The organism is Catenulispora yoronensis, assembly GCF_039531695.1.
In the GTDB taxonomy this organism is placed as follows: domain Bacteria; phylum Actinomycetota; class Actinomycetes; order Streptomycetales; family Catenulisporaceae; genus Catenulispora; species Catenulispora yoronensis.
The window spans coordinates 21,425-41,335 of record NZ_BAAAQN010000063.1; the positions used below are offsets into that span (position 1 = coordinate 21,425).

General features: G+C 71.1%; 17 protein-coding genes. 3 read left to right on the plus strand and 14 right to left on the minus strand.

Annotation, left to right across the window (positions count from 1 at the left end; translation table 11 throughout):
• Positions 1-140: 140 nt before the first annotated feature.
• A complete protein-coding gene (locus ABD481_RS37215) occupies positions 141-1,283 on the plus strand; it encodes an LCP family protein (RefSeq protein ID WP_344670565.1) in 1,143 nt (380 codons plus the stop codon).
• Between the two features lie 49 nt (positions 1,284-1,332).
• Here the strand turns inward: ABD481_RS37215 and ABD481_RS37220 are convergent, their stop codons facing one another.
• Genes ABD481_RS37220 through ABD481_RS37230 form a run of 3 tightly spaced genes read right to left on the minus strand, consistent with a single transcriptional unit; the run spans position 1,333 to position 3,857 of the window.
• Complete coding sequence (locus ABD481_RS37220; protein WP_344670566.1) at positions 1,333-1,863, minus strand: pyridoxamine 5'-phosphate oxidase family protein; 531 nt, start codon at positions 1,861-1,863, stop codon at positions 1,333-1,335.
• A gap of 30 nt (positions 1,864-1,893) precedes the next feature.
• On the minus strand, positions 1,894-2,499 hold the full coding sequence (locus ABD481_RS37225) for an HAD family hydrolase (protein ID WP_344670567.1): 606 nt from the start codon (positions 2,497-2,499) through the stop codon (positions 1,894-1,896).
• A 41-nt stretch (positions 2,500-2,540) separates the two neighbouring features.
• Positions 2,541-3,857, minus strand: a complete 1,317-nt coding sequence (locus tag ABD481_RS37230; protein ID WP_344670568.1) for a nucleotide sugar dehydrogenase — start codon at positions 3,855-3,857, stop codon at positions 2,541-2,543.
• Positions 3,858-3,966: 109 nt separating this feature from the next.
• On the opposite strand from ABD481_RS37230, the gene ABD481_RS37235 reads away from it, so the two are divergent.
• A complete protein-coding gene (locus ABD481_RS37235; protein ID WP_344670569.1) occupies positions 3,967-4,893 on the plus strand; it encodes a glycosyltransferase family 2 protein in 927 nt (308 codons plus the stop codon).
• Positions 4,894-4,951: 58 nt separating this feature from the next.
• Here the strand turns inward: ABD481_RS37235 and ABD481_RS37240 are convergent, their stop codons facing one another.
• Positions 4,952-6,097, minus strand: a complete 1,146-nt coding sequence (locus tag ABD481_RS37240) for a lysylphosphatidylglycerol synthase domain-containing protein (RefSeq protein ID WP_344670570.1) — start codon at positions 6,095-6,097, stop codon at positions 4,952-4,954.
• 406 nt (positions 6,098-6,503) lie between these two features.
• Between ABD481_RS37240 and ABD481_RS37245 the strand changes: the two genes are divergently transcribed.
• Positions 6,504-7,406: a glycosyltransferase family 4 protein gene (locus ABD481_RS37245; protein ID WP_344670571.1), complete on the plus strand. Its 903-nt coding sequence runs from the start codon at positions 6,504-6,506 to the stop codon at positions 7,404-7,406.
• A 174-nt stretch (positions 7,407-7,580) separates the two neighbouring features.
• Here the strand turns inward: ABD481_RS37245 and ABD481_RS37250 are convergent, their stop codons facing one another.
• The 10 genes from ABD481_RS37250 to ABD481_RS37295 form a co-directional block, all read right to left on the minus strand.
• Positions 7,581-10,655 carry a hypothetical protein gene (locus tag ABD481_RS37250; RefSeq protein ID WP_344670572.1) on the minus strand — a complete coding sequence of 1,025 codons (3,075 nt, stop codon included), beginning with the start codon at positions 10,653-10,655 and terminating at the stop codon, positions 7,581-7,583.
• Complete coding sequence (locus tag ABD481_RS37255) at positions 10,652-11,572, minus strand: glycosyltransferase family 2 protein (protein WP_344670573.1); 921 nt, start codon at positions 11,570-11,572, stop codon at positions 10,652-10,654. The genes ABD481_RS37250 and ABD481_RS37255 overlap by 4 nt, the downstream gene beginning before the upstream one ends.
• 164 nt (positions 11,573-11,736) lie before the next feature.
• The gene (locus ABD481_RS37260) at positions 11,737-12,762 is read right to left on the minus strand and encodes a Gfo/Idh/MocA family oxidoreductase (RefSeq protein WP_344670574.1); all 1,026 of its coding nucleotides are present in this window, start codon (positions 12,760-12,762) and stop codon (positions 11,737-11,739) included.
• On the minus strand, positions 12,759-13,862 hold the full coding sequence (locus tag ABD481_RS37265) for a DegT/DnrJ/EryC1/StrS family aminotransferase (protein ID WP_344670575.1): 1,104 nt from the start codon (positions 13,860-13,862) through the stop codon (positions 12,759-12,761). The genes ABD481_RS37260 and ABD481_RS37265 overlap by 4 nt, the downstream gene beginning before the upstream one ends.
• On the minus strand, positions 13,859-14,479 hold the full coding sequence (locus ABD481_RS37270; RefSeq protein WP_425559385.1) for an acyltransferase: 621 nt from the start codon (positions 14,477-14,479) through the stop codon (positions 13,859-13,861). Before ABD481_RS37270 ends, ABD481_RS37265 begins: the two co-directional genes overlap by 4 nt.
• Before the next feature lie 112 nt (positions 14,480-14,591).
• Positions 14,592-15,722 (minus strand): glycosyltransferase, encoded by a 1,131-nt coding sequence (locus ABD481_RS37275; protein WP_344670577.1) that lies wholly within the window; start codon positions 15,720-15,722, stop codon positions 14,592-14,594.
• 7 nt (positions 15,723-15,729) lie between these two features.
• Entirely contained in the window at positions 15,730-16,719 is a 990-nt protein-coding gene (locus ABD481_RS37280; RefSeq protein WP_344670578.1) for an ABC transporter ATP-binding protein, read from the minus strand.
• On the minus strand, positions 16,697-17,656 hold the full coding sequence (locus tag ABD481_RS37285; protein ID WP_344670579.1) for an ABC transporter permease: 960 nt from the start codon (positions 17,654-17,656) through the stop codon (positions 16,697-16,699). The genes ABD481_RS37280 and ABD481_RS37285 overlap by 23 nt, the downstream gene beginning before the upstream one ends.
• 133 nt (positions 17,657-17,789) lie before the next feature.
• A complete protein-coding gene (locus ABD481_RS37290) occupies positions 17,790-19,253 on the minus strand; it encodes a glycosyltransferase family 4 protein (protein ID WP_344670580.1) in 1,464 nt (487 codons plus the stop codon).
• A gap of 25 nt (positions 19,254-19,278) precedes the next feature.
• On the minus strand, positions 19,279-19,830 hold the full coding sequence (locus ABD481_RS37295) for a Uma2 family endonuclease (protein WP_344670581.1): 552 nt from the start codon (positions 19,828-19,830) through the stop codon (positions 19,279-19,281).
• Positions 19,831-19,911 lie beyond the last annotated feature (81 nt).

The window sequence follows — 19,911 nt, forward strand, 5'->3', positions numbered from 1 at the left end:
TCCGACCGCCCACCGCCGGTCATCGGACAGCCGGTCGCAGCGCTCCCTCGGAGCACTGTGACCGGCTGTTCGCACACCTGTCACACAACGCGGACATTTAAGACGAGATTAATACGAAGATGACATAGTGTCGTCTCATCATGGACGACCAGACCTCCGGCCCGGCCGCCCGCGAAAGCGGCGCCCCAGGCTCCCGCCGCTCCCGCCGTCACGCGAGCCCCGCCGACCGCGGCTTCATGACCCGCCGCCGCGTCGTCGCCATCTCCGCGACCTCCCTGTCGGTCCTCGCCGTCGCCGGCGCCGTGGGCCTGTGGACCGCGTACAACAACCTGAACAGCAACATCAAGACGGTCGACATCCACACCGAGTCCGGGACCGGCGTCGCCGCCGGCGGCGGCACCTTGGCGACCGGGACCCAGCACGACGCGATGAACGTGCTGCTGATCGGCTCGGACTCGCGCGACGGCGACAACGGCCAGTACGGCGACAAGAACTCCGGCGCCCGCTCGGACACCACGATGCTGCTGCACGTCGCCGCCGACCGGAAAAGCGCCACGGTGGCCTCGATACCGCGCGACACGATGGTCCAGGTGCCCTCCTGCACCAAGACCGGCGGCGGAGTCTCCACCACGCAGCTGGCCATGTTCAACTCCGCCTACTCCACCGGCGGCGCGGCCTGCACCGTGCGGACCGTGGAGGCGGTCAGCGGCCTGACCATCGACCACGTGCTGGTGGTGGACTTCACCGGGTTCAAGAACATCGTCGACGCCATGGGCGGCGTCCCGGTCACCCTGGACAAGGCGGTCGACGACCCGGACTCGCACCTGAACCTGCCCGCCGGCACCACGGTCGTGAACGGCGAGCAGGCCCTGGCCTTCGTCCGGGCCCGGCACAATCTCGGCGACGGCTCGGACATCGGCCGGATGAGCCGCCAGCAGCAGTTCCTGAACGCCGCCCTGGACACCCTGAACACCAACGGCACCCTGGACGACCCCAAGAAGCTCTACAAGGTCCTGGACGCCGCCACCAAGGCGCTCACCACCGACCCCGGCCTGGGCTCGCTGAACGCGCTGGCCGACTTCGCCTCGGACCTGAAGCAGGTGCCGCGGCAGAACATCACCTACCTGACCGTGCCGTGGGAGTGGTACCAGCCGGACCCGAACCGGGTGCAGCTGGCGCCCAAGGCGCAGGAGCTGTTCGACGCCATGCGGCAGGACCGGACGGTGCCGGTGGACGTGCTGGCGCTGTCGGCGAAGCAGGGCCAGCAGACCACCGCCGGTTAGCGCCCGGTCAGCGACCCGGTCAGCGCGGCATGTCCCCGAACCGGTCCGGTTAACGGAACCACCACTTCGTCGCGCCGCCCTCGGTGCCGTCGTTCTTCAGCGCGACCGCGGCGAGCAGGTCGATCCGGTACACCTGCCACGGGCCCGGTCCGGCGCTCGGCGCGCTGAACGGCGCGGTGACCACGTCGCCCTCGGCGACGGCGGGCCAGCCCAGGGCGGCGTAGCGGGCGGCCACCTCGGTCACCACGGCCGGGTCCGTGACGCGGCGCGCCTCGCCGTCGAAGGTGACGTCGAAGCCGGTGACCGGGGCGGCGACGCTGCACCTCGGATCGGCCACCAGGTTGCGGGTCTTGCGGACACCGGGATCGGTCGTGAAGTGGACGGCGCCGTCCAGCCACAGGTGGCCGAAGCCGGTGGTGTGCGGCGAGCCGTCGGGATTGACGGTGGTCAGGAACCAGGGCCGGCCCGGACCGGCCACCGCCGCGGCGACGGCCGCCTCGACGTCCTCCCAGTCCAGCACCGCGAGGTCGTATTTGGGCAGGGACAGGTTCTTCACGCGCAGGGGCTTGAGCTCACTCATGCCTGTATAGACGATCTCAGGCCCGCGAAGTCATCGGTTCTCGCGAAGTATTTCGTCGAGTTCGCGAAGGGCCTGCTCGGTGTCCCGGAAGTGGACGACGGCCATGCCGAGGGCCCGGGCCGCCTCGCAGTTGGGCTCGTGGTCGTCCACGAACACCGTCTCCTCGGGGCGCATCCCGAGGCGCTCCAGGCAGAGCTCGTAGATGGCGGGGTCCGGCTTCTGCAGCCCGACCTCGTGCGAGTACACGAGGATGTCGGTCAGCTCGCTGAAGCGGTGCGCGGCTTCTTCGCGTTCGCGCGCGCCGACGAAGCTGTTGCTGATGATGGCGGTGACATAGCCCTCGGCGCGGCGGGCGCTCCAGTACTCGGCCACCTCGGCGTTGTAGCTGCCGACGTACTCGATCCAGGCGTCGTCCATGTACGCCTCGAACCGGTCCACCGACACCCCGAGGGCGGCGGCCGCCTGTTGGTGGACCTGCTCCAGCGTGATGGCGCCGATCACGCCGGCCTCGATGACGGCGCCGACCCGGTCCGGCCAGCCGGCCCCGAACTCGGGCTCCCACTTCACGTCGAAGCCCAGGCTCGGGTTGTGCTCCAGCACCCCGCCGATGTCCAGGATGATCGCCCGGATCGCCATGCCCGCCCCCTCCCGGTCCGGCCCGTGCGGGCCGATCCGGATCAGGCTACGCCGAGCACCTTGCGCACGACACCGTCCCACTTGGCCGGGTCGGTGACGTTGCGGCCGTCGACCAGGACCCTGACACCGGGGAACTCGTCGGCCGACAGCTCCCAGTACTGCTTGTGCTCGGTGTGCACGATGACGCCCTCGACCTCGGTGCCGGGCTCGTAGGCCGGCAGGCCGAGCGCGCCGAGCTCCTCGGCGGTGTACAGCGGGTCCGACACGTACGGCTCGGCGCCGTTGGCCGCGAGCGCCGACACCAGGCCGTAGACGCCGGAGAACGCGGTCTCCTTCACGCCGCCGCCGCGGTAGGCCGCGCCGAGCACCAGCACCTTGCGGCCGGCCAGGCCGCCGCCGAGCAGGCCCTCCAGCAGGCCGACCAGGTAGACCGGCTGCGCCAGGTTCGACTCGCGGGCCGCGCGCACGATGGTGGCGTCGGGGTCGTTGAACAGGTAGAAGCGCGGGTAGACCGGGATGCAGTGGCCGCCGACCGCCGGGCCGGGCTGGTGGATGTGGCTGAACGGCTGGCTGTTGGAGGCCTCGATGACCTGGAAGATGTCGATGCCGGTCCGGTCGGCGAACCGCGCGAACTGGTTGGCCAGGCCGATGTTGACGTCCCGGTACGTGGTCTCGGCCAGCTTGGCCAGTTCGGCGGCCTCCGCCGAGCCCAGGTCCCACACGCCGTTGCCGCGCTTCAGATCCGGACGCTCGTCGAAGTCCAGCGTCTCCTCGTAGAAGCGGACCGCGGCCGCCGCCGAGTCCGCGTCGATCCCGCCGACCAGCTTCGGGTACTTGCGGAGGTCGGCGAAGATCCGGCCGGTGTAGACCCGCTCGGGGCTGTGGCACAGCAGGAAGTCGCGGCCGGCGTTCAGGCCGGAGGCGGCCTCCAGCGCGGGCAGGAAGCGCTCACGGGTGGTGTGCACCGGCAGCGTGGTCTCGTAGCTCAGCAGGATGCCGGTCCGGCCCTCGGCCGCGGCCTCCTTCAGGCCGGCGGCGATGGTCTGGGTGGCGGCGTCCATGGCCCGGAAGTCCGGGACCGCCTCCTCGTCGACCACGACCGGCACCACGACCACGACCGCGTCGCTGTCCGCCACGGCGGCGACCCCGTCCAGGGTCGCGGTGAGCAGGCCGGCCTTGACCACCTCGGGCAGCCGCACGTCCAGCTCGGCCTCGCCCGGGAACGGCTCGACCCCGGCGTTGATCTGATCGATCACCCGCGGCATCACGTCGACGCCGTAGACCTGGTGGCCCTTCGAGGCGAACTGCACGGCCAGCGGCAGGCCGATCTTGCCCATTCCAATGACGCTGATCTTCACAGTGCTCGGGACTCCAGGTTCGGCTATCGGCTTCCTACACGTAGCAGGACGCAAGCGTACCCGGCCCAGTTTCAAATACCCTTATGCCGTCTACTTGCTGAGGAGTACCGTGACCGACCTTGAACTCACCGTCATCGTCCCGACCCGGGAGCGCCCGGACCTGTTGAAGCAGACGGTGGACTCGATCGTCACGTCCGCGCGGGCGGCCTCCGACCGCCTCGGCGCCACGGTCCGCGTTCTGGTCGTGGACGACGCCTCCCCGACGGATTCCACGCGCGAACTGGTGAACCGCCTCGGCGCCGAGGCGAAAGCCGCCGGAACCGCGGTGACCGTGGACTACGAACGGGTCGAGGTCCACGACGGCCGCAAAGACCCCGGCGCGGCCATCGCTCTTGGCGTCTCCCTGGCGCGCTCCCGCTATCTGACCATCTTCGGCGACGACGACATCATGCTCCCGGCGCACATCGCGCTCCATCTGCGCAACATGCGCCAAGGCGCCGACGTCAGCGCGGCCTCGTACTACATCACCGACGGGCAGCTGAACCGCCAGCACGCGAAGCGCCGCCGCGCCGCCCATCTCGGGGACCTGCTGATCGGCCGCATCGACGTCAACGACGGAGCCTTCGTCCGCACCGAGCTGATCCAGTCCGTGGAACTGGATCCGGCGCTGCTGGCCCAGATGCTGTACCCGGTGTGGGCGACTCTGCTGATCGACGGTCGCAAGTTCGTGTACTCGCGCCAGCCGACGTTCTTGTACCGACGCCACGACGCGAACATCAGCAGCGTCAACAAGGACGCCGAGGACGCGGCGCTGCGGAAGTCGTTGCAGGAGAAGTACCAGGCTCTGGCGTCGGAGCGGCTGGGGGCCGTTCCGGAGCCGCGCAAGGTGGACTGGGCCCGGCACAAGCGGGAGTGGCGGTACTCCAAGAAGGGCTACGTGCGCTGGCGGATGGCGGCGACGGAGTTGGCGGTGAAGCGGAATCCGGTGGTGCGCAAGGCTTTCCGGATGCCGCCGTTGCCGCCGAAGGAGTCCTAGAGCTACGGAGTCCTGAAGCTACGGAGTCCTGAAGCAAGCAGTCCCGGAGCCAAGAGTCCTAGATCCGGGTCGGGCCCGGGGCGGCGGCGGTCAGCACGCCTCCGCCTCGCTCCTCCCGCGCGCAGATTCCCGCCGCGACCAGATCGGCGACGATCGTCACCAGCCGGGAAGCCAGCGCCACCACCGTCGCCTTCCCCGGATCCAGCACCGGCTGAAGCGCGGCGACGAGAATCAGCTCGCGGACCCCGGCTCCGGCCGGCGCGAAGACGATGATGAACCCGACGCTCCAGGCGAAGGCGTAGCCACCGATCGCCAACAGCAACGTGTGCCACGCCGGCGCCCCCAGCGCCACGGCCAGGACCCAGATGTGCAGCCCGGCGGCCACCCAGCCCGCGAAGCCCCGCGCCGCCGTCCGCACCAGCGTGGCACCGGTCAGCGGCTCGATCGGCGGCCGGCGCGTGAGCCGGAACAGCGTGCGCAGCAACGGGTTCGCCACTCTCGGATGCAACCCGGCCAGCAGCACCGGCACCACGGCGAACGCCCACAGGTACCCGCCGCCGGCGCCCCCGGCGATCGGCAGCGTCGCCGCCGCCACCAGCAACGCGGTCGCCAGCGAGACCAGCATCGCCAACGCGGCGGCCGCGGCACTGCGCGCCCGCGGAATCCGGTGCGCGCGCCCCAGCTGCATCTGCGCGACGACCGGCCACACCGAGCCCGGAAGGTATTTGCCGAGCTGGCTCACGAAGAAGACACGCGCCGCGGGGCGCACCGCCAGCGGCGATCCGAGCGCTCCCAACAGACCGCGCCACGCGAGCATCATCGCCGTGATCGTCCCGAGCGCCGGCACCAGGGCGGCGGCCAGCGGCAGCGGGCCCAGCTCCTCGAACCCGGCCCGGACCCGCGCCCACTGGCGCACCACGGCATAGATGCCGGCCGCGAGCGTGAGCGCGAGGAAGCCGAGCCTGGCCAGTTGGCCGCGGCCCGTGGTGGTGGGCGCGAGGACGGCGTCGGCGTCGGCGTCCGAGGCCGGCCCGGTGGTCGCGCCGGTCGTGGCCGCGCCGGTCGTGTCCGAGCCAGTCACGCCCGCGCCGCCCGTGCCGGTCAGATCCACGCCGTCCGCGCCGCCCGCGTCCAGGCCGGACACCGGTCGGCCCGGCGGCGGAACAGCGAGCTCGATGGTGGCCCCGTCGGTGAAATCCAGCACCGGATCATCATCCGGCACCGAAGGCCTCCGCGACTCGGAAACCACCGGTTCGGCGGCCTCCGCCGCTTCGATCGGCGTAATCGCCCCGTCCGGACCGGCAGCCCCGTCCGACGCACCAGCCCCGTCCGGCCCGGCCGGATTCCCGGCACCAGCCCCAGAATCCGCCCCTGCACGTCGGGGAAGGCGTGAGCCGCTACTGTGGCTGAACATGCGAGTCCTGATCTTCGGCACTTACGATGTGGCTACCCACCCTCGCGTGGAAGTCATCGCCGAGGGTTTGCGCGCTGCGGGTCTTGAGGTCCGCGAGTGTAACGCGCCGCTCGGTTTCGACACAGCCGCGCGCGTCCGCATACTGGCCCAGCCCTGGCGAGCGCCCGCGCTCGGAGTGCGGCTGGCACGGTGCTGGGTGCGGCTGGTTCGGGGCGCGCTGCGCGGGCCGCGACCGGACGTGGTGGTGGTCGGTTACCTGGGGCACTTCGACGTGCACCTGGCGCGGCTGCTGTTCGGCCGGCGCCGGGTGGTGCTGGACCATCTCGTCGGCGCCGCCGACACCGCCCGGGACCGCCAGCTGGGCCGGGGGTTGTGGAAGCCGGTGCTGCGGGCCGTCGACGCCGCCGCGCTCGGCGCCGCGCGGATCGTCGTGGTCGACACCGAGGAGCACCGGGAAGCGCTGCCCGCCCGGTTCCGCGCCCGGGCCGTGGTCGTCCCCGTGGGGGCGCCGGAGGCGTGGTTCAAGCACGGCCAGGCCGAGGAACCGGGGCCGGAGCCTCTGCGGGTCGTCTTCTACGGCCTGTTCACACCGCTGCAAGGCGCCACGACGATCGGCACCGCCATCGCCCGCCTCGCCGACGCCCCGGTGGCGGTCACGATGATCGGCGACGGCCAGGACAAGGCCGCCACGGTCGGCAACGCCGGGGACGCGGCCGACGTCACCTGGCTCGACTGGGTCCCGGCCGCCGAGCTGCCCGCTCTCGTGGCGGAGCACGACGTCTGCCTCGGCATCTTCGGCACCAGCCAGAAGGCCCTGCGCGTGGTTCCCAACAAGGTCTATCAGGGCGCGGCGGCCGGTTGCGCGGTGGTCACTTCGGACACCCCGCCCCAGCGCCACGCGCTCGGGGAGGCCGTCCGCTACGTCCCGCCGGGCGACCCGGAAGCGCTCGCGGCGGTGCTCAGGGAACTGGCCGACGACCGCGAGCAGCTCCGCCGCCTGCGAGAGGCCGCCACCCGGGCCGCGCACGAGCGCTTCACGCCCGAACGAGTCGTCCAGCCGCTGCTCGCCAAACTGGCCGGGGCGACCGGACGGAAGTGACCGGCCGCACCGGCCGGTTCGCTCGGTCCCGCCGCCCCTCACGGCCGGGACCCGCCCGAGCGGCCCGGCCCGGCTCGACCGCCGCGGCCATGGCCGTAGCCGTAACTGTGGCTGTGGCTGCGACCACAGCCCCGGCCACAGTCACAGCCGACGGCCACCGCGTCCCGAGCCGCCTCACACACCGGCGTCCTCCAGAACTCCCCCGCTGCCCCCACCGTCGCCACCGCCATCGCCCCCGCCGACATCGCGCTCCAGCGCTCGCCGCGCCAGGTCGGCCTCCACCTCGGCGCCCGGTCCGGGCCCCGGCGGCCCCGCCGCCACAGCGCTCTTGGAACGCCCGCGCAACACGATGAACTCCCAGGTCACGGTCCGTCCCCGCCGCGCGTACCAGGTCTCCACGCCGACCCCGCCCGCGAGCCCGAACGCCGTGGCGGCGCTCGCGTAGGCCCCGAGCCCTCCGTCCGGCGAGGAGTACCGCAGCGTGACGGTGTGCGTCCCGGCCGGCACCAGCACGGCCACCAGCCCCTGGTCGGCGGGCACCAGCCGGGCCTTGGTCCCGTCCACCGACGCCGACCAGCCGACCTGGTCGGAGTCCGCCACCACCAGGTAGCCCGGGGCCGTGGTGTTCAGCGTCACCCCTATCGAGTCGGTGCCGTCGGCCAGCGTCGTCAGCGAGGCCGTGCCGGAGGCCGACGGATCGGCCGGGCCGGTCAGCGGGGTCCCGCTGTTCAGCACGACCGTCGAGTCGTCCAGTGTTCCGGAGGCCAGCAGCTGCACCCGCTGCGCGGTGTTCGGCACCACCACCGCCGAGGACGCCCAGCGGATCCGCGGCAGCGCGTTGAGGCGCTGGTAGATCACCGACGATCCGGCGTACACCAGCCGCAGCCCGTCGCCCGGGTCCACGACCGTCGCCAGCGCCACCGCGCCGGCGTCGGCCCGGACCGCCAGCGGCTTCGTCTTGGCCGTGTGCAGCGTGATGGTGGCCACTCGGGGACCGTGCGCGGCGGCGGAGTCCAGGGCCACCGGCACGTCGAACTCGACGCCGGTCCTGATCCCGGTGGTCAGCCGCTTGGTGGAGGTGGCGACCCCCGATCCGTCGCTGACCGAGACCTCGATCCAGTCGTTCGCCGACTTGGGCGCGTAGGCGAACACGTCGTCGGCGGAACCGGACGGGATCAGCCCCAGGGCCCGGACGTCGTCGCCGATCGGCAGCGCCACCTGCGTGGGCACATTGGGCTGGAGCAGCAGGGACGTCCCGTCGCTGACGGCGTCCACGCGGGTGCCGAACACCGCCTCGTTGGGCGCGGCGGTGAAGTACGCGACGCCCAGCCGGTCCAGGATCGGGCTCGTCGCCTGCGCGGTGTCCGCGCTGAACTGGAGCCGGGTCGGGGCCGGGACCGGGTTGCCGGGGACGCCCTGCACCAGGGTGGCGAACGCCGAGTTCAGGAACGAGTGCCCGTTGAGCGCGCGCAGGCCGTAGACCGAGTCGGTGCCCAGCACCGACGCCTCGGAGGTGCTCGCGTAGCGGGAGCTGCCGAGGTTCGCGGCCAGGAACTGCTGGGTGTCGGTGATCGGGTAGAAGGTCGCCCGGTCGGAGCCGGGCGTGTAGGTCCCGATGAAGGAAGTCCCCTCCACCGCGACCATCACCAGCACACCGCACGCCGCCAGCGAGCGCACGGCGCCGGCCCGCTTGATCGCCGCTCCGTAGCGGACCGCCAGCCAGAGCACGCCGACCAGCACCGCGGCCAGCGCGATGAGCAGCAGCCCCTTGCCGATCTCGGCGTCGAAGGTCCCGACGGCCGAGCCGGTGCCGTTGACCCGCGAGTTGCCGTTGGACACGGCGATCCGGCGGCCCTGCGCGAGCAGCCGCCAGGCCATGACGACCACGAACAGCAGCACGCAGGCCGCCCACACCGGGTCGGCCCACCGCCGCACCGCCGGACGGCGCAGCCATCGGATCGGCACGGTATTGCGGTACTGCGTGGCGTTCCAGTCCTGCGCGACGGTCTCCGACCGCCGCCGCAGCACTACTTCGAATCCGACCGCCGCCAGACACGCCAGCAGCAGCCCGGTGACGGCCCGCGCCCGCCCGATGAAGTTCGCCGCGAACAGCGATCTCAGCACCGGCACGTCCTGAAGCCCGCCCAGCAGCCATCCGCCGCGGTACACCAGCAGCATCCACACCGCCGTGGCGGCGAGGAAGAACACCCACACCCCGCGCGGCAGGATCGCCCGCCCGCGGCGCAGGGCCAGCACCGCGACCAGAACGAGCACCAGCACCGCCGCCCCGACATAGGACAGCGACTCCACGGCGTTCTGGTCCAGGATCCACAGCTGCGAGCCGTCCGAGGCCACCCCGCCGAACGCCCACGGCGCGAACGACGTCAGGAACGACGCCGGGTTCAGGTGGTCGACGCCGGTCTGCCCGCGCCCCTCGATCAGCCACGAGGAGTAGAACCGCGCGAACGGCAGCAGCTGGAACATCGCCAGCCCGATGCCGGCCGCCACGCCGGTGGCCAGCCCGGCCAGCTCACCGAGCCGGCGGGTCCGCACCAGCGCGTAGACGCCGGCGGTCAGCAGCGCGTAGCCCTCGACCGAGGGGAAGCCGCCGAGCAGCAGCGCTCCGACGGTCAGGGCGAGCACCGCCACGTCCCGGATCCGGCGCCGCTGCAGGAACCGCTCGACGGCCCAGAACACCAGCGGTACGAACGCCCCGACCCGGGTCTGCGGCCAGCCCTGCCAGGCCACCATGTAGGCGCCGGAGACGTAGGCCATCCCGCCGAGCAGCGCGGCCGGCGGCGACAGCTTCAGCCGCCGTAGGAACAGGTAGAGCCCGACCAGGCCGACGACCACCTCGGCCAGCCGCTCGTAGGCCGGGGCCAGCCAGGCCGGCAGCAGGTAGAACGGGGCGGTGACCGGCGAGGCCAGCGCGTTGTTCGTGATCCCGCCCAGCGGGGTGCCGCCGACGATGTAGGGGTCCCAGGCCGACAGCTGCCCGGACTTCACCCCCTTGGCGAACAGGTACTCCGCCGGGATCTCCGAGCTGTAGACGTCGGACTGCATCAGGTTCTTGCTCTGGGACTCGGCGAACCCGGCGTTGGCGTAGGCGCCGTAGCGCACCATGTAGTCGGTGTCCGCCAGCACGGTGCGTCCGGCCAGCTGCCCGGCGATGCCCCCGACCGCCAGGTAGAGGACGGCCAGCACGGCGCACGCCGTGACCAGCCGCGCGCCCCACCCGCGGGCGCTCACTCGGGCCGGGAGCGCACGATGAGGTCGGCCAGCAATGCCATCGATGCGATGATCAAGCCGCTGAGCAGCAGCAGCGCGGTGTTCTGAGCGAACCGGAAGGGGTGGGTGGCCAGGTCGAAGACCGCCTTCACCACGCCGATCCCGACCAGCCACAGGGCCGGCGGCATCAGGACCTTGAGCGGATTGAAGTACATCACCATCCGCAGCACCTGCAGGATGTACCGGTAGGCGTCCTTGACGAACTTGAACTTGGACTTGCCGGCCCGCTTGGCGTAGTCGATCGGCGTGTAGACCACGTTCTTCTGGTTCGACATGAACGCCAGCGTGATCGTGGTGACGCAGGAGAAGCCGGGGGGCAGCAGCCGCAGATAGGGCAGCGCGACCTCGCGGCGCATCGCGCGCAGACCGGAGTTCAGGTCCGGGATCTTCTGGTTGGTGAGCTTCTCGGCGATCTTGCGGATCACCCACTTCGCCGGGATCCGCAGCAGCCGGTGCGAACCCATCTCGGCCTTGCGCGCGCCGACCACCTGGTCTATCGAGGCGTCGAAGTCGAGCATCTCCACCAGCTCGGGGATCCGCTCGTTCGGGTAGGACATGTCGGCGTCGGTCCACACCACGATGTCCCCGGCGGCCATCTTCGACCCGATCCGGCGGACAGTGCCGGCTCCGCCGTTGCGCGTGAAGGCCACGACCTTCACGTTGGGGAAGTCGATCTCGGCCTTGCGCAGCACCTCCAACGTCCCGTCGGTCGACGCGTCGTCGATGGCCAGTACCTCGTACGGGTAACCAGCGGCGTCGAGAGCGGCGCAAATGCGCCGGATCTCCAACAAGACATGGGCTTCCTCGTTATAACACGGCAACACGACGCTGACGTGAGGAGGAGGCTGCTCGTTCTCCAAGGATCCAGCCCCTTTCATCAGGCACTGTACGGACTCGTCCCGAGTGGAGAGATCAGTGTCCGTGAGGACCCTTAGAGTTTCGTGAAGGGCGTCAAACCGGGGTAAGGAATGCGTAAGGGCCTCCGCCCCAGGTTATCCCGGAGCGAGGGCCCCAAACACCGTAACAGCGTGCTCACATACCGTTACAGTTCGACGGTCGCGCCCTTGGCCGCCGAGGTCAGGGCGGCCTCGGCCACCCGCACGACCTGCAGGCCCTGCCGCATGCTGACCACCCGGTCCCGGCCGCCGTCGACGTCCAGGACCGCGTCCCGGAACGCCTCCAGCTCGGTGCGCAGCGGCTCCGGCTTGGCGATGGCGAAGCGCACCATGTCGCCCTCGGACACTCCGCGGAAGGCCTGCATCGCCTCCCAGGTGTGGATCGTCGGCGCCGAGGCGTTGGCGTAGAAGGTGAGGTCGGCGGTGAGGGTGTCGGCGACGAAGCAGCCCTTCTCGCCGGTGACGATCGTGACCCGCTCCTTCATCGGGGACAGCCAGTTCACCAGGTGGTTGACCACGGTGCCGTCGCCGAGGCGGCCGGTCATCGCGATCAGGTCCTCGTGCTCGCGTCCCGACCGGTAGGCGGTGTGCGCCGAGATCGAGGTGTACGGCTGCCGGGTCACCCACGCCGTGGAGTCGATGTCGTGGGTCGCCAGGTCCTTCACCACGCCGACATCGGCGATCCGGTTCGGGAACGGGCCCTGCCGCCTCGTGACGACCTGGAACACCTCGCCCAGCTCGCCCTGCTCCAGCCGCTTGCGCAGCTCCTGGAGCGAGGGGTTGAACCGCTCGATGTGCCCGACGGCGCCGACCAGGCCGGCCCGCTCGAAGGTCTCGGCGAGCCGCGTGGCGGAGTCCACATCGGGAGCTAAAGGCTTCTCGATGAGGGCGTGCACGCCGGCCTCGGCCAGCGCCAGGCCGATCTCGGTGTGGAACACCGTGGGCACCGCGACGACCGCGAAGTCGATGCCGACCGCGATCAGCTCCTGGACGTCCCGCAGCACCGGGCGGCCGTTGGCCACCCCGTGCGCGTCGCCGCCCGGGTCGGCGACCGCGACCAGCTCGACGCCGTCCAGCGAGCCCAGGACCCGGGCGTGGTGCCGGCCCATCATGCCCAGGCCGATCAGCCCGGCGCGCAGCTTGCCCCCGTTGCCCCCGTTGCCGCCGCTCACAGCGCGTTCACCCCGGCGACGACCCGCTCCAGGTCCTCCTGGGTCAGGGTGGGCATGACCGGCAGCGACAACGCCTCGGCGGCCGCCTTCTCGGTCTCGACCAGCTCGCCGGAGACCCGGGAGCGCACATCGGGGCGCTGGAAGGAGGGCAGGCGGTGGATCGGGATCGGGTAGTACATGCCGGAGCCGACGCCGCGCTCGGCCAGGCGCGCGGCCAGGCCGTCGCGGCCGCCCTCGACCTCCGCGCCGACCCGGACGGTGTACTGGTGGTAGACGTGCTCGACGCCCGGGGCGACCGGCGGCACGACGACGCCGCGCAGGTGCGCGTCGAGGTAGCGCGCGTTCTCCTGGCGCTGCTTGGTCCAGCCGGCCAGCTTGCCCAGCTGCACCCGGCCGACCGCGGCGTGCACGCTGGACAGCCGGTTGTTCAGGCCGATGACCTCGTTCTTGTAGCGCTCCTCCATGCCCTGGTTGCGCAGCAGGCGGACCTGGCGGGCGACCTCGGCGTCGGGGGTGACGACGATGCCGCCCTCGATGGAGTGGATGTTCTTGGTCGGGTACAGGCTGATGCACGCGGCGTCGCCGAAGGTGCTGATCGCCTTGCCGTTCAGGGCGGCGCCGACGGCCTGCGCCGAGTCCTCGATCACCTTCAGGCCGTGCTTGCGGGCGATCGCGGTGATCGCGTCCATGGCGGCCGGGTGCCCGTACAGGTGCACCGGCATGATCGCGACGGTGCGCTCGGTGATCGCGGCCTCGATCGCGGCCGGGTCGACGCAGAACGAGTCGCGCTCGATGTCGACGAAGACCGGCACGGCCCCGACGATGGCCACCGAGTTGGCGGTCGCGGCGAACGAGAACGAGGGCATGATCACCTCGTCGCCGGGCTTGACGCCCAGCGCCAGCACCGACAGGTGCAGGGCCGAGGTCCCGGAGTTCACCGCGACGCAGTGCAGGCCGTCGACCAGCCGCGAGAACTCGTCCTCGAACGCCTCGACCTCGGGCCCGGCGGCGACCTGCCCGGTCCGCATGACGCGCACCACGGCCTCGATCTCATCCTCGCCGGTCACCGGCCGGGCCGGGGGAACGAACGGGAGCGTCATGCCTTCTCCTTCAGAACACCGTCGATCTCTACGTACTCGGATCCGTCCTTGGGGCAGACGAACAGGCCCTCGCCGCGGTCCTCCAGCGGCGCGCCGGCCTTGCCCACCCAGCGGATCCGCCGGGCCGGGACCCCGGCCACCAGGGCGAAGTCCGGGACGTCCTTGGTCACCACGGATCCGGCGGCGACCAGGGCCCAGCGGCCGACGGTCACCGGCGCCACGCACACCGAGCGCGCGCCGACCGCGGCGCCCTCGCGCAGCGTGACACCGACCGGCGTCCAGTCGTGCGCGGACTTGGGGGTGCCGTCGGCGTTGACCGCGCGCGGGTAGTGGTCGTTGGTCAGCACCACGGCCGGTCCGACGAAGACCCCGGGCTCCAGCACCGCCGGCTCGTAGACCAGGGCGTGGTTCTGGATCTTGCAGTTGTCGCCGACCGGGACGTCGGGGCCGATGTAGGCCCCGCGGCCGATCACGACGTTGCGCCCGATCCGCGCGCCCTCGCGCACCTGGGCCAGGTGCCACACGCTGGTACCGGTGCCGATCTCGGCGCGGTCGTCCACGTCGGCGCTGGGCAGGATCCGCACGCCTTCCCGGCTACCCTGCTTCTGTTCAGTCACTCTCGGTTCTCCGGGATCGCTCATGCGGCCGCGCCTGGTTCGCAGGCGCCGGACCGTCGGCTCGGTTCGGTGTTCGGCGCTCGATGGCTCGATGGCCGGCTCGGGGTCCGGGTCAGGCCCGTTCGGACCGGTACCCGGCCAGCCCGCGGACCCGCTCGGCGAGCGTGTCGTACGGCGAGGCCCCGGTGAGGTGCTCCGCGGCCCACTCTCGGGCCCCGCGCCGCGCCTGCAGGAGTTCGTCGTACTGCTCCGACCACCGCCGCAGCGTAACCGACGCGGCGGCCGGATCGGCCACCACCTCGCCCGCACCGGACTCCTTCACCAGTTCGGCCATCCGCGGCAGCGGGGTCGCCACCACGGCCAGGCCGACCGCCAGGTACTCGTACAGCTTGCTCGGCACCGCCTCGCGGAAGGCCGGGGTGTCGTCCAGGAGCACGAGCCCGGCCCACGCCCCGTCGGCCAGCGCCCAGGCCTTCTGCGGATCCAGACGCCCGTGGAACCGGATCCGGTTGCGCACCTGCTCCGAGGAGGTAACGCGCCAGGTGTCCAGCCAGGCCTGGTCGTCGGCGTTCAGCACCGGCCCGACCACGTCGAGCTCCCAGGTGTAGGTGCCCTCCACCGCCGCCAGCATGGCCTGCAGGCCCCGGGAGCGCCGCACGTCGCCGATGTAGATCGCGCGCGGCGCCTCGTGGTCGGGCTCGCTGGGGCCGGGCAGGAAGGAGAAGTCCGGGAGGTTCTTCACGACCATCCGGCTGCGGCTCCGCAGCGGCGGCACGTGGTCGTCGGCGACCACCGTGATGTTGGCCCGCTTGGTCCAGAAGGTGCAGAGCCGGACCAGGGTGGTGGCCGCCGCCTTCTTCCAGGAGGCGCGGGCCCAGGCCCGGTCCTTGAGCAGCTTCAGGTAGTCCTCGTGGACGTCGGCCACCACTTTGCGGCCCTTGAACCAGCGGGCCAGGGTGGCGCCGGGCACCATGTCCGGGTCGACGGTCAGCAGCACCTTGCCGCGGGCCGTGAACGGCAGGGTCAGGTCGGCCTTGAGCCGCTTCTTGGCCGAGCGGGCGCCGAGCGCGCGCACGGCGCAGTCGACCGGTCCGGCCTCGGCGGCGCCGAGCCCGACGACCTCGACGCCGAGGCCGGCCCGGCGCAGCGCGGCGGCCAGCCGGTGCAGCCGGGCGTCGGCGACGTCGTGGCCACCGGTGATGATCGAGACGTCGATCCCGCGGTCCGGGAGCTGGGCAGCCATCGGGCGGTCAGACGTCCTCTCCGATGGCCTTGTGCAGGGCCTCCTTGGTCCGCTCGGCCCGCGCCGCCACGGCCTGGTCCTCCTTGGCCTCGGCGGCCTCCAGCGCCCGCTTCTTGGCGTCGGCGGCCTCGCGGTCCTGGCGCTGGCGCTCGATGTAGGCGTCGATGACCTCGTCCGGGTCGCCGCTCTGCACCAGGTTGCCGTGGTCCATCCAGATGCAGTGGTTGGACATGTGGCGGACGGTCTCCAGACCGTGCGAGACCAGCACGATGGTGCGGGCGTTCTCGCACAGCTCCAGCATCTTCTCGGTGGCCTTCTCCTTGAACCGGGCGTCGCCGGCCGACAGGGCCTCGTCCACCAGCAGGATGTCCGGGTCCATGTGCACGCCGACCGCGAAGGCCACGCGGGCGTACATGCCCGAGGAGTACGTCTTCATCGGCCGGTCCATCGCGCCGTCGGACAGCGAGTCCAGGTCCGCGAAGTCGATGATCGCGTTCTCCTTGTCCCGGATCTGGTCCTTGGACCAGCCCTGGGCCAGGCCGCCCAGGACGATGTTCTCCCGGCCGGTGAGGTTCTGGTTGAAGCCGACGCCCAGGGCCAGCAGGGTCGACACCCGGCCCCGGACCTCCACGCGGCCCTGGGTGGGCGGCAGGATCCCGGACAGCGCGCGCAGCAGGGTGGACTTGCCGGCGCCGTTGTGGCCGATGACGCCCAGCACCGTGCCGTGCGGCACCTCGAAGGAGACGCCGTTGACCGCCTTGATGACCTTCTGCTCGACCTTCTGGCGCTTGGCCTTGCGGATCAGCGCGGCCTTCAGGGTCGGGTTGGCCTCGGCCTTGGTGCGGTAGTACAGGTGCAGGTCCTCGACCTTGATCGCCAGCCGGGTCTCCTGCTTCTTGTCGATCACCTTGGCGGACGCGGCGGCCGGCGCGGCGGGCTGCTCGGCACCGGAGGTCTCGGTGGTCTCGACGGTTTCAGAGGCGGACAGCGAACTCACGCTCCCTCGACATGAAGTACCAGGCGCCGACCAGGAAAGCGACGATCGCGCAGCCGGTGCCGGCCAGTATTTCGGTGATCTGCGGGGCGTAGGACGCCCCGGAGGTGAAGGGCCGCGGCCCGTCGCCGACCAGCACGGTGTTCCACGAGTTGATGATCGGCGAGAACGGGTCCCACTGGTAGAAGTACAGGATCCAGTGCGGCAGCTGGTGGCTCGCCACCTTGTCCTTCACGTAGCTCAGGGAGAACAGCACCGGCGAGATGTACATCCAGATCCGCAGCACGTACGGCAGCAGCGTGGACATGTCCCGGAAGTACAGGGTCACGGCCGCGAACAGCATGCCCAGGCCGTAGCTGAAGACGGTCTGGATCAGGAAGATCGGGATCACCCACAGGATGTTCCAGCTGAACGACCGGTGCACCGTCAGGTAGAAGACCGCGTAGACCAGCAGCGTCGGGAAGTACATCAGCATCGCCGTGAACGTCGTCGACAGCGGCAGCAGCATCTTCGGGAACGACATGTTGATGATCATCTTGCCGCCGCCGGTGATCGACTGGCTGGCGAACTGGATGATGTTCCGCGTGTAGAAGAACGCGAACAGGCCGGTCAGCAGCCCGACGAAGTGCTTCATGCCGCCGCCCTGCCCGGCCAGCACACTGGTCAGCAGGAAGTACACCAGCGCCAGCAGCATCGGGTTCAGCACCAGCCAGAACTGGCCGAAGAAGCTGTCGAAGTGCTGGCCCTTCAGGGTCGACGAGGCCATGTGGGTGGCGAACTGGCGCCGGGCCCACACGTCCCGGAAGTACGGCCCCAGCTTCGGGAGCGCGTAACGGTAGGGCTCGAAGACATGAACCTGCTCGGCGGCCGGGCGCGGCGGTTCGGGGGTCCTCGTCCGGGCCTCCTGCTCGGAGCCCGTCTCACTGGTGGCGGTCGCCACGCTCACACTCCACTTACTAGATCGCACCTGTTGGGGGGTCAGGGTCGTGCTTTCGAACTGGTGTCGCTGATCACATCGGTCACACTATCGCCGCGGCGCTCGGCGCCCGGGCGAGAGCCCCCGTCCTGACACCCTAAGCGCTCGGCCCGTCCGTCTCACCGAACGCCCGGACCCCCGTACGCGGTTCCGGCGCGCGGCCGAGCAGCCGTGCGTACACCGCGCTCAGCGCCTCCGCCTGGCCCTCCCAGGAGTTGGCCGCGAGCAGGGCGTCAGTGTAGCGGGCGGCGTAGGCGGGCCGGTCCGCGAGCACCTTGGCGACCGCCTGAGCGTACTCGTGCGCGTCGCCGGCGGTGAAGACCTCGCCGTTGCCGAGATCCCGGGTGAAGTCGGCCATCGCCTGCACGTCGGAGACCACGATCGGCAGCTTGGCGTGCATGTACTCGTAGTACTTGGTGATCAGCGCCACCTCGTGGTTCGGGGTGTGCAGGATCGGGATCACGCCGATGTCGGCGGAGGCCAGGTACTGCGGGACCAGGTGCGGCGCGACGTAGCCGACCAGGTGCAGCCGGTCCCGGACGCCGAGGTCCTCGGCCTGCTTCTCCAGGGCCCGGGTGAACTCGGTGTCGGCGCCGCGGACCACGGCCACGTGCACCTCCGGCAGCTCCGGCAGGCCCTCGACCATGGTGGCGATGCCGCGCATCGGGGAGACCGCGCCGGAGTAGACCAGCAGCGGCACGCCCTCGGCCAGGCCGCAGGCCCGGCGCAGGCTCGGCGCCTCGGCCTGGCCGGCCGCCGCGTCCCGGGGCTCCTCCCCCGGCACGTGCAGCATCGGGGCGTTGGCCACCACCCCCGGCGTCTCGGCCAGGTGGTAGCGCTCCTGGAGCCACTGCGCGAGCAGCGGGGACACGGTGATGACGGCGTCCGCCTCGCGGACGTACTCGCCCTCCAGCCCGACGTAGGCCAGCCGCCGCTGCTCGGGCATGGAGACCCCGGCCACGAACTCGTGGGCGTCGTACAGCACCTTGGGCCGCCGCTTGCCCTGCTTGGCCAGCCGCTCGGCGACCCGCACCGCGATGCCCGGGGTGTGCATGTCGTGGGCGTGGACGATGTCCGGCTCGAACTCCTCGATCAGCGCCGCCCAGCTGGCTTCCAGCCACAGCAGGTGCCGCGCCGTGCGCCGCCAGTCACCGTCCCGGAAGTAGGCCTTCCACAGCAGCTCCTTGGCCCGGTGCTTCGGGCTCCCGTTCCCGGTGCCGGGCTCCTTGATCCGCTGCACGATCCGCCGCCGCAGCTTGTAGTCCATCGACGACGCGAACGACAGCGCCCGGAACGGCATGAGCCGCAGCGACGGCGCCCCGCCGTCCTTCAACGGCCACTGCGCGATCTGCCACTTGTTGTGCAGCCCGGTGCGCACCACCTGCGCCGCACCGATGAACGCCGGCCGCGACGGCCGCCCCTTGCGGCTCGGCTCGTACCCGAGCAGGAGGACGTCGTAGCCGGCCTCCGCGGCGCTGTAGGCGGCTTTCTGCACCCGCGAGTCCAGCCGGACGTCGTTGGCGACGAGCATCGCGACTCGGGGGCGGCGTTCATTTGTCACACGGGAATGCTAATGCGGGAAGGGCCTAGCGGAGAAAGCTGTCGGTGACGAGGGCGAATCCAAAGGGCTGGGGCAGCGGGACGGCTTCGCCGATCGGGACGCGGTGGCCGGCGCGGTAGTCGCCGTTCTCGGGCTCCGCGCGGAGCACGCAGTCGCCCCGTTCGCGATCGACCAGCAGGTAGAGCGGGATCCCGGCCTCGGCGTAGCCGAGGCGTTTGGCGTGCCGGTCGTCGTCGGGCCGGGAGCAGGTGACCTCGACGACAAGGTGGAACCCGTCGGCGGGGGCCCAGGACGGCATCCCGATGACGAAGCCCACGGGACCCGCGACCAGATCGGGGATGAAGCGCCCACGGGGCGTCTCGATCCCCTTCCCGGTCCAGATGTCGATATCTGGGCAATTCGCCATGATCTGGCGGCTGATCCGAGTGACGACGTTTTCGTGGGTGCCATCGGCAGGAGGGACCAAAACGATCTCTCCATCGATGAGTTCGGCCCGCAGGCCTTCCGGCAGATTCGCCTCCAGCTCCAGGAATGCCTGCAATATCCACTGAACATCGCGATCCTCGACCGCCTTCACCCGACACACCTCCCTGCGTTCACGTCGTCACGCCTAGCGTAAACAACCCCCGCACCTGCGGCACCGTCCGAACGAGTGATC